We start from the raw sequence: 12,838 nt of genomic DNA, 5'->3' as shown, positions 1-12,838 counted from the left end.
CAAAATGGCAAGTCAGATGACAACTCTTAATAATGTCAAAGTAGGTAAGACGGCCACTATTAAGAAGATCAACGGTGCCGGCGCAGTAAAGCGCAGAATCATGGACATGGGCCTGACTAAGGGCACTGACCTTTTTGTTAGAAAGGTTGCGCCTCTGGGTGATCCAATCGAGCTGACAGTTAGAGGCTATGAGCTTTCCGTAAGAAAGGCTGATGCAGCGCTAATCGATGTTGAAACCGAGGGCTAAGCCGGGTGAGATGAGCCTAAGAGTCGTTGATTAAGATAACAACCCTTGACCGAGAGACTTCATTAGGCACATATTTTTTTTAAAATCCGATTAGTTCAAGTTAACTACTTATATTTATTATTAAGTACCATGAAAGGAGTGTACTAACATGTCACTTAAGATCGCCCTCGCGGGTAATCCTAACTGTGGTAAAACCACACTATTTAATGATCTGACAGGTTCCGCTCAGTACGTTGGTAACTGGCCGGGTGTAACAGTAGAGAAGAAAGACGGTAAGCTTCGTGGACACAAGGAGGTTATTATTCAGGACCTGCCCGGTATCTACTCGTTGTCGCCATACACACTAGAGGAGGTTGTTTCCAGGAACTACCTCGTCAATGAGAAGCCGGATGCTATCATCAACATCATTGACGGAACGAATCTCGAGAGAAACCTATACCTTACAACTCAGCTGCTGGAGCTCAGCATCCCTGTAGTAATCGCAGTTAACATGATGGACCTCGTGGAGAAGGCCGGAGATACCATCAAGCTGGACAAGCTTAGCGAGGAGCTCGGATGCCCGGTGCTTCCAATCAGTGCTCTCAAGGGAACCGGAGCCGGCGAGTTGATCAAGAGCGCACTGGCTGCAGCAGAGTCTCACAAGCCGGGGGAGAGACCTCACGTGTTCAACGGCTCTGTAGAGCATGCGATTGCGCATATTGAGGAATCCATCGAGAATATCGTTAGCAAGGAAAATCTCAGATGGTATGCAATCAAACTGTTCGAGAGGGATGAGAAGGTTGTCGAGGAGCTGGCACTGGATGCAGACCTCAACAAGCACATTGAGGAGCATATTGCAGATTGTGAGAAGGAAATGGATGACGATGCGGAGAGCATCATCATCAACCAGAGATATGCATATATCAACAAGGTAGCTCCTAAGGCAATCACCAAGAAAGCTAATCGCGAGAAGCTGTCGACTTCCGATAAGATTGATAGAATCGTTACTAACAGAATCCTGGCGTTGCCGATCTTTGTAGCAGTCATGTTTATAGTTTACTATTTGGCTCTGACCAAGATTGGTACACCTGCAACTGACTGGGCTAACGATACACTGTTTGGCGAGTGGGTAATCCCCGGGGCCAGAAGCGGGCTCGAGCACCTCGGCGTTTCGGCTTGGATCGTTTCCCTGGTAGTTGACGGTATCATCAACGGTATCGGTACAGTGCTCGGATTCACGCCGCAGATGGCTTGCGTATTCCTGTTCCTTTCGATCCTGGAGGATTGCGGATACATGGCCAGAGTTGCGTTCATCATGGATAGAATTTTCAGAAGATTCGGTCTTTCGGGTAAATCCTTTATTCCGTTCCTCATATCTTCCGGCTGCGGTGTTCCGGGAATCATGGCGACCAGAACCATCGAAAACGAAAAGGATCGTCGAATGACGATGATGACGACAACATCTATTCCATGCGGAGCTAAGCTTCCGGTAATCGCAGCTATTTCAGCCTATCTGGTGGGCGGAAAATGGTGGATTGCACCTATGATGTACTTTGCAGGCATTCTTGTAGTTATTTGCTCATGCATCATCCTCAAGAAGACAAAGTCATTTGCAGGTGATCCCGCACCATTCATTATGGAGCTGCCTAATTACCATCTACCATCGGTTAAAGGCGTTTTGATTCACGTATGGGAAAGAGTATGGGCGTTTGTCAAGAAGGCGGGAACAATCCTTTTCCTCTGCGTAGTAGTAATGTGGGTGCTATCCAGCTATGGTTTCCACAACGGTTCATTCGGAGCAGTTGATCCCGACGATAGCCTTATGGCAACAATCGGTAGAGGACTTGCCTTCATCTTTGCACCGCTTGGGTTTGGAACATGGCAGGCAGTGGCAAGCTCAATCTCCGGCTTCGTTGCCAAGGAAGGAATTGTTTCAACGATGGGCGTTCTTTCCGGATTGGGTGAAATAGAAGGCTATGAGGTATCGATGAGGACAGCGTTTGATTCGTTCTTCCCAACTTCAATAGCAGCTGTTTCGTTCCTTATGTTCAATATGTTCGATTCTCCGTGCCTCGCCGCTATTTCGACGGTTGCAAAGGAAATGAACAACAGGAGATATTTCTGGTTTACAATCATATTCCAGAATGTATCGGCATACTTAATTGCACTGATGGTATATCAGCTGATCGGACTCGCTATAGGGCAGGTTGCATTCAGCATCTGGACTATCATCGCGGGTGTAATTGCTATCGCAATCCTGTATCTGCTGTTCAGACCGGATCCAAACAAGAAGGTTATGCTGGAGCCGCTTACAGAGAATAAGTAGCATATTAATGACAGCTTGAGCGTGCAGGTATGCTTGCTCAAGCTGCGTTATTAGAGAGGGTAATTATGAATATTGCAGATATAATTGTGCTCGGATTGGTTGTAGTAGCTTTTGTGATCGCTATTAGAGTTCTGATCAGCTTCTTCAAATAAACTTAGAGACATCACATATAAAGGCTAGAATATCAATAAGGAGGTAGAGATATGAGAGTAGTAGATATAATTATCATCGCTGCAATCGCCGTGATTGCGTTCCTGATTGTTAGAGACATGGTTAAAAAGCACAAGGCCGGTATTACCGGCTGCGGTTGCGGAGGCAGCTGTTCAGGCTGTTCGGGATGCAGCCTGCCACAGAAGCGTGATATGGAATAATGCCTGGCATAGATATTAACGAAGAAATGCAGCGGATAGGGGGTGTGCAGCATGATTAAGACTACTGTCAAGATAGATGGCATGCAGTGCAACATGTGCGAGACCCATGTCAGCGATATAATCAGAAAGAATTTTAAGGTCAAGAAGGTCAAAGCTTCTCACGTAAAGGGTGACTGTGTTATCGTTTCACCGGATGAGCTTCCAAGAGCCGAGTTAACCTATGAGCTGGGACAGATGGGTTATAAGGTTACTGATATGCAGTCGGAAGCTTATGTCAAGAAAGGGCTGTTTGGCTTATAGGACTGTGATTAGATTCTGAACTGACGACTATAAGAGGCGCATCAGCTAATGCTGGTGTGCCTTTTTCGAGCAAAAACATTTCGTGAGCCGCAGTGCTCCGGCAGTCGGAAATGTCACGTCGGTAGATAGCCGGAGCTCTGTAAGAAATGCAAGAAATAGGTCAGAGGGTATTTTCGGGGCTTTTCCGGAAGTTCTATTGACATATGATATTAAAATGATATCATATAACCATCAGGTAAGAAAATGATTTGCAATTAATCATAGTTAAAGGAGGAACTCCGATGGAAGAGAAAGTTTTGACCAATAAGAAGCACGGGATGTTGATGCTCGTTATCCTGCTCGCTCTATATGCGGTGTCAGTATTTATGTTGCTGAAATCAGCGATGAGTGATAATTTGGCAGTGATGGCAATATGTATAGCATATATAATCTTCGGACTGTTGTTATTCGCAGGCTTCAGAACCCTCAAGCCACAGGAAGCACTGGTTCTTACATTGTTTGGAAAGTACTACGGAACGCTCAAAGGCGAAGGCTTCTATTATGTCAATCCGTTCTGCTCCGCATTTAATCCAGCTGCTAATACCAGGCTGGGTCAATCGGGAGACATAAGCCCTAAAGGCAAGCTGGGTGTCGGTAGCGGTGAGTCGGATACAACCTCCGGCAAGAGGATTTCGCTCAAAATTATGACACTTAATAATGCGGTTCAGAAGATTAACGATGCACTCGGCAATCCTGTTGAGATAGGAATTGCTGTCATGTGGAGAGTTACAGATACTACGAAGGCGGTATTTAACGTAGACAACTTCAAAGAGTACCTGTCGCTACAGAGTGATTCTGCTCTCCGAAATGTTGTAAGGCTTTATCCATATGACGCAGCTCCCAATATCGATACTACCGGCGACGGTATGGCTGATGAAGGCTCCCTTCGCGGATCCAGTGATGTAGTTGCAGAGCGAATCAAGAACGACATACAGGAGCGGGTGGTAGAGGCCGGAATCGAGATTATAGAAGCTCGTATCACATACCTCGCATATGCTCCGGAAATCGCAGCGGTAATGCTGCAGAGACAACAGGCAAGCGCAGTTGTCGATGCTAGAGCGATGATAGTGGATGGAGCTGTCGGCATGGTCAAGCTCGCACTCGAGAAGCTCAATGAGGACGGAATTGTCGAGCTGGATGAGGAGCGTAAGGCTGCCATGGTGTCAAATCTGATGGTCGTGCTGTGCGGCAATCACGATGCGCAACCGATAGTTAATTCCGGCTCATTGTATTAAAAATAAACACGAAATTCGGAAGTTAAGGGATTAGAATAGCAGATAATTTCGTAGAATTGTATTACAATGAAAAGAAGATTATATTAATGGACGTGGACAAACCTAATGGCGAATAAGAAACAAATACCACTCAGAATATCGGAAAAGCTGTTCAAGGATATTCAGGCTTGGGCAGAGGACGATTTTCGCTCTGTTAACGGTCAAATCGAATATCTGTTGTCGGAGTGTGTCCGGCAGCGCCGCAAGAACGGTAAGTATGTCGGAGAGGAGATAGATAAGCCTCTCGACGTTGATATTGAATAGTGAAAGGCGGATGGGTAACAGCATCCGCCTTTTATCAACTATTTTTGTCCTATAATCATATAACTCTCCATTATGTCAATATGTCAATATTCAGAATGCACTCGCCGTGCAATCGATCCCGTTGAATATTGATTTGCGTGACGGCGCCGACTCTAGTATTTAGTATAGGTCCAGCCCGCGAACTGACCTGTGCCGACCAGAGTGTCCGAATCCTCGTTGTAGTTGAACACCCAGTCGTATGGTTTGTACCCTTCGTCAATTGTGTTTTTGGTGATATGCACAGTAACAGTTGTGTTATCCAGCTCCCACTTGCCTGTGAGATAACCGTGCGAACCGTTCATGTCTATCGGCATGATGAAGCTTCCATCCGGGCTGAGCTTGAAAGGATATTCTTCTGAATCCTTTATAGTCCATCTGGCTGCAATCTTGACCTTGCGAGCTTCTTCCTCCTCGTGCTGCTTGACAGTCTTGAACTTGAGAATCTGTTCTTCGATATCGAGGTATCTGGATTCAAGAGCGTCCTTGGTACTGTCCTCCTTAGCTCCTACCTTGAACTTGTGGATTAGCTCCTTCGCCGATTCCTTGTCCTCATCGCTGTAGATGTCCTTTTTGTACTTGTTGAGCTTATCGAGCAGATCCTTGATCATCGCCGACTTAGTCTTGACCTTAGCTACGTCCTTGTTGAATCCGGATACTGTCTTCCCTAAATCCTGTTTGAGCACCTGCTGCTTGAGCTTGTCCTCGTAGTCGCGCTTGATCTTGTTGACCGTGCCGATATCTTCCTTGAAATACTCGGACGTGTCCATCTTGCTGATGATGCTCAGCGCCTTGGCACGCATGCGGTCGACCGACGGCGTGTATTGCGTCAGGCCAAAGGCGATAGCGCCGGAGCAGATGATTATTATTATGTAATTCGTTATAGACTTGCGATTGAACAGTCGAATGGTCAATCGTTTCCATACTGAACTTGCAGAATCCATACATTCTCTCCATGGATGGTAAATTTGCGATATCACATCAGCATATATCCACATGAAATAATCTTATCTGAAATACCGCCTTTTGTAAACGAACAAATTGGGATATGATAAATACAGGTATGAAAAAGTATGAATGGTCGCGACCGCGACTGCTAATGAATATATTTTGAAGAAAAGCGAGGGTAATTAAATGGCTCATCCTTTATTTTTGAAAAAATCAAACTGCAAGAACTGCTATAAGTGCGTCAGACACTGCCCCGTGCAGTCAATCAGGTTCTCCGGCAATCTTGCCCACGTCATCGCCGATGAATGCGTTCTGTGCGGACAGTGTTATGTGGTCTGTCCGCAGGATGCTCAAAAGATCCTCAGCGAGGTTGAGAAGGTTGAGATGCTGCTTGAGGGCGACCGACCTGTATATCTGAGCGTCGATCCGTCCTTCGTCGCATATTACGATGGAACGGGAATCGAGACGATGTCTGAAACAGCCAAAGAGCTGGGCTTCGTGAGTGCAGAAGAGACTGCACCGTTCGGCGTCGTGGTAAAACGCGAGTATGAGGATGTCATCAAGGATGAGCGCATGAGCGTGGTAATATCATCGTGTTGTCCGTCTGTCAATCTCATGATTCAGAAGCATTACCCGGATCTCATCGGCAATCTGTCCAACGCCATGTCACCGGTACAGATTCACTGCGCTGACATCAGGAAGCGTGAGCCGGAAGCCAAGATTGTATACGTTGGTCCTTGCATTGCTCGCAAGGACGAGGCGAATCGTCACGGGTCGACAGTAGATGCCGTACTCACATACGAGGAGTTCGACGAGCTGCTTATCGCTCATAGCTTGGAGATTCACAAGGGAACGGACGAGTGCAAGCAGTCCAAGGAGCGACTGTTTGCAGCTGCCGGCGGTATCATTAGGTGCATGGATAAGAAGTCCGCAGGCTACGCTTACCTCACGGTGGATGGCCCTGACAAATGCATCGATGCACTCGAGGACATCGCAAATGGCGAGATGGAACAGTGCTTTATCGAGATGTGGGCATGTTCCGGCGGCTGCGTGGGTGGTCCGACGATAGAGAAGCTTCACAACAATCCGGTTAGAAACTACAAGGCTGTAAGCCGATATGCCGGCGATGAGCACTTTGATATAGAGCAACCGGAGCTAGGCGAGATAACTCGCAGCTTTGAGATTATGAAGGGCATGATGCCGATGCCTAACGAACGCAAGATTCGTGAGATTATGGCTAATATGGGCAAGACCAGACCTGCCGACGAGCTGAACTGCGGTATGTGCGGATATGACACCTGCCGTGAGAAGGCTATTGCCGTGTATCAGAACAAGGCGGTAATCGAGATCTGTCAGCCACTGCTCGCCAAGAAATCAGAGGATTTCTCGGACATACTGTTCGACAACGCTCCTAACGGACTCATCGTGCTCAATGAGAGACTTGAGGTGCAGGAGATCAATCCTGCGGCATGCAAGATAATGAATATCAGGAGACCACAGGATGTATTTGGCGCACAGATAGTGACGCTGCTCGAACCTAAGCCTTTTATGGACGTGCTGCAGACCAAAAAGAGCACGTTCCAGTGTTCATATCTCGCCGAGTATGACAAGTATGTGGAACAGACAATTTTGTATGACAATAAGTATCATATGCTGATCTGCCTGCTTGACGATGTCAGCGATGAGGCCAGGGAACGCAATAAAAAAGCGCAGATAATGCAGCAGACGACAGCGATTGCGGATCAGATGGTCGAGAAGCAGATGCGTATCGTACAGGAGATAGCGTCGCTCCTCGGAGAGACCACCGCCGAGACCAAGATAGCGTTGACCAAGCTCAAGGATACGATGGAGGATTAGTATGAACGATCTCAGTATAGACATTGGATACAAGAGTATTAATCACTACGGTGAACAGCTATGCGGAGATACGGTAGCGGTTGCGCAGCAGGAGAATGGCGACAGAATCATAGTTCTTGCCGACGGCCTGCGAAGCGGAGTAAAGGCGAGCATCCTATCTACTCTCACCTCCAAAATCATCTCCACTATGATGGCTGAGGGTATGCCGCTCGAGGAATGTGTGCACACTATAGCGGCGACACTTCCAATCAGCTCGGAATATGACGTAGCGTATTCAACCTTTACGATTATGCATATCAAGGATAACGAATCGCTGGAACTGATCCAGTACGAGAACCCTCGCGTAATACTCATCAGAGATTTTGCCGCAACCGACTATGAAATGATAGAACATGTTATAGACGGTAAGAAAATCTATCGCTCGGAGATTAAGCTGCAGGAAGATGACATGTTTATAGCCATGAGCGACGGCTGTCCCGGAGCTAACATCGATCTCTCGTACAACAAGGACTGGACCGAGGCTGACATCGCTTCGTTTATGGAGACCATCGCACCGGTCGGTTATCCTGCCAAGACCTTGGCAACAATTCTCGTCGAGGAATGCAACAAGCTCTATGGTGGCAAGCCGATCGACGATGCCACTGCCTGCATCATCAGGGTTATCAAACGTGCGCAGGTCAACCTGCTGTTTGGACCTCCTACCAGCCGAGATGACTGTGACCGCATGATGTCGCTGTTCTTCTCCAAGGCAGGTAAGCACATTATCTGCGGAGGTACGACCGCATCGATTGCATCCGCCTTCCTGGGCAGGCCTATCAAGACCGGCAGGGTAAATGGCAAGGTCGGTGGACCGCCAATCTCCGAGATTGAGGGTGTTGACCTCGTCACCGAGGGTATCGTAACCATAGATCACGTCGTTAAGAATGCCCGTGATTATCTCGCAAACGACGAAGGCTTCGCCGAGTGGAGTGTTTCGCACGACGCATCCTCTCTTATCAGCCGTATACTTTTTGAAGAGGCGACCGACATCAACTTCTTTGTCGGAAGAGCGGTAAACCCGGCTCACCAGGAAGCAGAGATGCCACTCAATTTCAGTGTCAAGATGAACATGATAGAGGAGCTGTCCGCATCTCTCAAAAAGATGGGAAAGCGTGTCAAGGTCAGCTACTTTTAGACCGGCACTTTTCGTTTGAAATATTCAGCTTGGCAAAGAAAGCGCAGTACAGGGAGTGTACGAAAAGGGAGCAACGCGGTGAACCGGACGAGGCAGGCATATGAGGCCACGAACTGTAAAGTATATCAGGCAGGAAAAGGGTATAGTTAATGGAACAGATTTCAATATTTGAAAAAGACAAGAGCAATGATGAACCGCTAGCTGCGCGCATGAGACCTAAGAATCTCAGTGAGTTTGCGGGTCAGCAGCACCTCATAGGAGAGGGCAAGATTTTGAGCCGGTTAATTGAATCCGATAAGGTTCCTTCGATGATATTCTGGGGACCGCCGGGAGTCGGAAAGACTACCCTTGCGCAGATAATCGCAGGTAAGACCAAGGCGAATTTCATCACCTTTTCCGCTGTTACCAGCGGTATCAAGGAAATTCGCAACGTCATGCAGCAGGCTGACCGATACGCGAGATTCGGCGAGAAGACCATAGTGTTTATCGACGAGATTCACAGATTCAACAAGGCTCAGCAGGATGCTTTCCTGCCGTTTGTAGAGAAGGGGAGCATCACGCTCATAGGCGCTACCACTGAGAATCCGTCCTTTGAGGTTAACGGCGCTTTGCTGTCCAGGTGCAAGGTATTCGTCCTCAAGGCTCTCGAAACCGATGATATAGAGCAGCTGCTCAAGCGCGCAATCGCCGACCCCAGGGGATACGGAAGTGAGCGTGTCAATATCACCGATGATATGCTGCATATGATTGCTGAGTTTGCTAACGGCGATGCCAGAAGCTCACTGACGACTCTTGAGATGGTCGTTCTAAATGGTGATGTGCAGCCGGATGGGACGATCGACATCACGATGGAAACGCTGGAACAGTGTATTTCCAGGAAGTCATTGCTATACGATAAGGATGGAGAGGAGCATTACAACATTATCTCCGCTCTGCATAAATCCATGAGAAACTCCGATGCGGACGCTGCCGTATACTGGCTGGCTCGCATGCTGGAGGCAGGTGAAGACCCGCTGTATGTCGCCAGACGCGTTACCAGATTCGCTTCGGAGGATGTCGGACTTGCGGATCCTCGGGCACTTGAGATAGCGATAGCGGCCTATCAGGCCTGCCATTTTATAGGAATGCCTGAGTGCTCGGTGCATCTGACGCAGGCTGTCATATACATGGCGCTGGCACCTAAGTCCAATGCGATGGAGGTGGCGTATTTTGCCGCCAGGGACGATGCTCAGGAGCACATGGCGGAACCGGTTCCGATGAATATCAGGAATGCGCCGACATCGCTGATGAAGGGACTCGGCTACGGCAAGGGGTATAAGTATGCGCATGACTACGAGGATAAGATAACCGCCATGCAGTGTCTGCCCGACTCACTGACGGGGCGTGAATACTACAAGCCGACTGAGCAGGGTGTTGAGGGCAGATTTAAGGAGAGGCTCAATAGCATCAAGGCCTGGAAGAAGACTCACAAGTAGGTGACGGGCACTGAAGCACGGCTTGTTAAGGAACTGCGCAGGAAGTCGGAAGAGGTAAAGATAAACGTGTATCCCTCAATTCCGGTGCTTGTCGAGGAACTGCGCAGGAAGTCGTAATAATACGATATAAGCAGCCATCTGCAACGGCATGGGCGAGGCGGATGGCTGATATTTTCGAGAAATAAAACACAGCAGTGACAAAAAGAGTTGGCTTTATGTGATATAATTCCGTCGTGCGGTTAGTTATCACGTACTTTAAATTGCAGCGGATACTCTAATGGCATAAGACTAATTACGCACGCTGCACGGCTACCGGCTGAGCAGCGGGTATAAGATTAAGATTTACCTGAAAATTTACGAATAGAAAGGATTGAGGGATATGACAAAAGTTGATATTTTCTCGGGATTTCTGGGAGCCGGAAAGACAACTCTTATCAGAAAGCTTATCGAGGAAGCTTACGATACAGACAAGATTGTTCTGATCGAGAACGAGTTTGGGGAGATTGGTGTAGATAAGGGATTTCTGCAGAATACAGGAATTCAGATCAATCAGATGAATGCGGGCTGTATCTGCTGCACTCTGGTAGGTGATTTCGGCAAGGCTCTTAACGAGGTTATCGAGAAGTACAATCCGGAAAGAATTCTCATCGAGCCATCCGGTGTCGGCAAGCTGTCAGACGTAATTATTGCCGTCCAGGATCTCGGCAATGACAAGATAGAGCTCAATGGATTCACGACTGTCGTAGATGCCGGGAAGGCCGATATGTATATGAGCAACTTCGGTGAGTTCTACGAGAACCAGGTGGAGCATGCAAGCTCGATTATCCTCAGCCACACAGCAGGCCTGTCACAGGATGATATCGATAAGTGCATCGCGTTGCTGCGTGAGCATAACAAGGAGGCTTCCATCGTTACTACAGATTGGAAGGACATCGATGGAGCCAAGATTCTCGAGATAATGGAGCAGAAAAGAACCCTCTCGGCAGAGCTGGATCATCTGAGAGAGGAAGCATATAGAGAGCAGGCTGAGCACGAGGCAGAGCACCATCACCACGATGATCACGACCACGAGTGCGGACACGAGCACCACCATCACCATGACGATCACGACCACGAGTGCGGACACGAGCACCACCATCACCATGACGATCACGACCGCGAGTGCGGACACGAGCACCACCATCACCACGACGATCACGACCGCGAGTGCGGACACGAGCACCATCATCACCATGACGATCACGACCGCGAGTGCGGACATGAGCACCATCACCACGGCCACCACGCCGACGAAGTGTTTGATGAGATGGGCGTTGAGACCGCACATCGCTTCACGAGAGACCGGCTGGAACAGGCTCTGGCAGGACTTATGGACCCCGAACTATGCGGACAGGTTCTGAGGGCAAAAGGCTTTGTAGCAGGCACAGATGGCGAATGGTATGAATTTGACTACGTGCCGGGCGAGCCTGAGATCAGAGTAGCGGGCGAGGCCGAAGCAACCGGTGTAATATGCGTGATCGGAGTAGGACTCAACAAGGATAAGATTAAGGAGTTGTTTGGAATATGAGGGAAAAACCGGTATATTTATTTACAGGATTTCTAGGTGCTGGTAAATCGACCTTTATTCAGGACACATTGGCAACGCCGGAGTTCGGGGAAGGTGCGAATACACTGCTTCTAGTCTGCGAATCAGGTGAAGTAGCCTACGATGAGAGCAAGTTTGCGGACAAGGTTTTTATCGAGAGAATCGAGAAGGAGAGCGACCTGACAGAAGCTCGGCTCAACGGCATTGCATCCAAATACTTACTTAATAGAGTGCTGGTGGAATATAACGGTATGTGGATGACGCAGACGCTGTTTGAGAATATGCCTCGCAATTGGGTCATCGCGCAGGAGATGACATTCTTTGATGCCACGATGTTTGACCTGTATAACAAGAACATGAGACAGCTGTGCTTCAACAAGATGCAGAATGCAGAGCTTGTCGTGTTCAACAGGTTCAAAAAGGATAACGACAAGCTCCCTTTTCACAAGGAGGTGCGCGTCGCAAACCGTCGCTCACAGATAGTATATGAGTTCGGACCTAACGATATTGAGGTCGACGACATAGTTGATGAGTTGCCGTTCGACAAGAAAGCGAGCACTGTCGAGGTTGCCGATGATATGTATGCGGATTGGTACCGCGACATCAACGAGAACCAGGACGATTACAGCAACAAGAGCATAGTTATCAAGGGCAGAGTGGTCAAAGGCGGAGATATGAAACACGGACAGTTCGGATTCGGACGTCATCTGATGACATGCTGCGTTGAGGATATACAATTCGCGGCTCTTCTGGGTATCTATGACAGGATTGATGATTTCAAGAACGGTGCGTGGGTTCAGATCAAGGCCAAGGTCAGAATAGAATTTGTAGATGCCTACGGAGAGAAGGGGCCTGTACTGTACTGCAAGTCAGTGGAAGCTTGTGAGCCGTGCAATCCGGAGGTTGCTACGTTCTAGGATTCAGATCGGAACATTCTAAACAACTAAATACACCTCTTCTGTC

General features: G+C 48.2%; 12 protein-coding genes. 11 read left to right on the top strand and 1 reads right to left on the bottom strand.

Features of this window, described 5'->3' with window-relative positions; genetic code table 11:
• The first annotated feature begins 16 nt into the window (after positions 1–16).
• From HMPREF1152_RS07135 to HMPREF1152_RS07115, 6 genes are all read left to right on the top strand, one after another.
• A complete protein-coding gene (locus tag HMPREF1152_RS07135) occupies positions 17–247 on the top strand; it encodes a FeoA family protein (protein ID WP_036381889.1) in 231 nt (76 codons plus the stop codon).
• Between the two features lie 148 nt (positions 248–395).
• Positions 396–2,552, top strand: coding sequence for a ferrous iron transport protein B (feoB, locus tag HMPREF1152_RS07130; RefSeq protein ID WP_009644573.1), 2,157 nt, complete (start codon positions 396–398; stop codon positions 2,550–2,552).
• A 203-nt stretch (positions 2,553–2,755) separates the two neighbouring features.
• Positions 2,756–2,923, top strand: coding sequence for a FeoB-associated Cys-rich membrane protein (locus HMPREF1152_RS09395; RefSeq protein ID WP_009644522.1), 168 nt, complete (start codon positions 2,756–2,758; stop codon positions 2,921–2,923).
• A 51-nt stretch (positions 2,924–2,974) separates the two neighbouring features.
• Positions 2,975–3,223 (top strand): heavy-metal-associated domain-containing protein, encoded by a 249-nt coding sequence (locus HMPREF1152_RS07125; protein ID WP_009644513.1) that lies wholly within the window; start codon positions 2,975–2,977, stop codon positions 3,221–3,223.
• A 281-nt stretch (positions 3,224–3,504) separates the two neighbouring features.
• Positions 3,505–4,497 carry an SPFH domain-containing protein gene (locus tag HMPREF1152_RS07120; RefSeq protein ID WP_009644532.1) on the top strand — a complete coding sequence of 331 codons (993 nt, stop codon included), beginning with the start codon at positions 3,505–3,507 and terminating at the stop codon, positions 4,495–4,497.
• A gap of 105 nt (positions 4,498–4,602) precedes the next feature.
• Complete coding sequence (locus tag HMPREF1152_RS07115; protein ID WP_009644560.1) at positions 4,603–4,800, top strand: PTS ascorbate transporter subunit IIC; 198 nt, start codon at positions 4,603–4,605, stop codon at positions 4,798–4,800.
• Positions 4,801–4,952: 152 nt separating this feature from the next.
• On the opposite strand, the gene HMPREF1152_RS07110 is transcribed toward HMPREF1152_RS07115, so the two are convergent.
• Positions 4,953–5,780 (bottom strand): hypothetical protein, encoded by an 828-nt coding sequence (locus HMPREF1152_RS07110; RefSeq protein ID WP_009644551.1) that lies wholly within the window; start codon positions 5,778–5,780, stop codon positions 4,953–4,955.
• A 208-nt stretch (positions 5,781–5,988) separates the two neighbouring features.
• On the opposite strand from HMPREF1152_RS07110, the gene HMPREF1152_RS07105 reads away from it, so the two are divergent.
• The 5 genes from HMPREF1152_RS07105 (at position 5,989) to HMPREF1152_RS07085 (ending at position 12,792) form a co-directional block, all read left to right on the top strand.
• Positions 5,989–7,641, top strand: a complete 1,653-nt coding sequence (locus HMPREF1152_RS07105) for a [Fe-Fe] hydrogenase large subunit C-terminal domain-containing protein (RefSeq protein ID WP_242822289.1) — start codon at positions 5,989–5,991, stop codon at positions 7,639–7,641.
• Between the two features lies 1 nt (position 7,642).
• Complete coding sequence (locus HMPREF1152_RS07100; RefSeq protein ID WP_009644564.1) at positions 7,643–8,815, top strand: SpoIIE family protein phosphatase; 1,173 nt, start codon at positions 7,643–7,645, stop codon at positions 8,813–8,815.
• Between the two features lie 149 nt (positions 8,816–8,964).
• On the top strand, positions 8,965–10,290 hold the full coding sequence (locus HMPREF1152_RS07095; RefSeq protein ID WP_009644481.1) for a replication-associated recombination protein A: 1,326 nt from the start codon (positions 8,965–8,967) through the stop codon (positions 10,288–10,290).
• A gap of 379 nt (positions 10,291–10,669) precedes the next feature.
• On the top strand, positions 10,670–11,857 hold the full coding sequence (locus tag HMPREF1152_RS07090; RefSeq protein WP_009644570.1) for a GTP-binding protein: 1,188 nt from the start codon (positions 10,670–10,672) through the stop codon (positions 11,855–11,857).
• Positions 11,854–12,792, top strand: a complete 939-nt coding sequence (locus tag HMPREF1152_RS07085; RefSeq protein WP_009644491.1) for a TIGR03943 family putative permease subunit — start codon at positions 11,854–11,856, stop codon at positions 12,790–12,792. Before HMPREF1152_RS07090 ends, HMPREF1152_RS07085 begins: the two co-directional genes overlap by 4 nt.
• The last annotated feature ends 46 nt before the right edge of the window (positions 12,793–12,838 follow it).

The organism is Mogibacterium sp. CM50 (genome assembly GCF_000293155.1).
GTDB classification, from domain to species: domain Bacteria; phylum Bacillota; class Clostridia; order Peptostreptococcales; family Anaerovoracaceae; genus Mogibacterium; species Mogibacterium timidum.
This window is presented reverse-complemented; position numbering and strand designations above follow the sequence as displayed.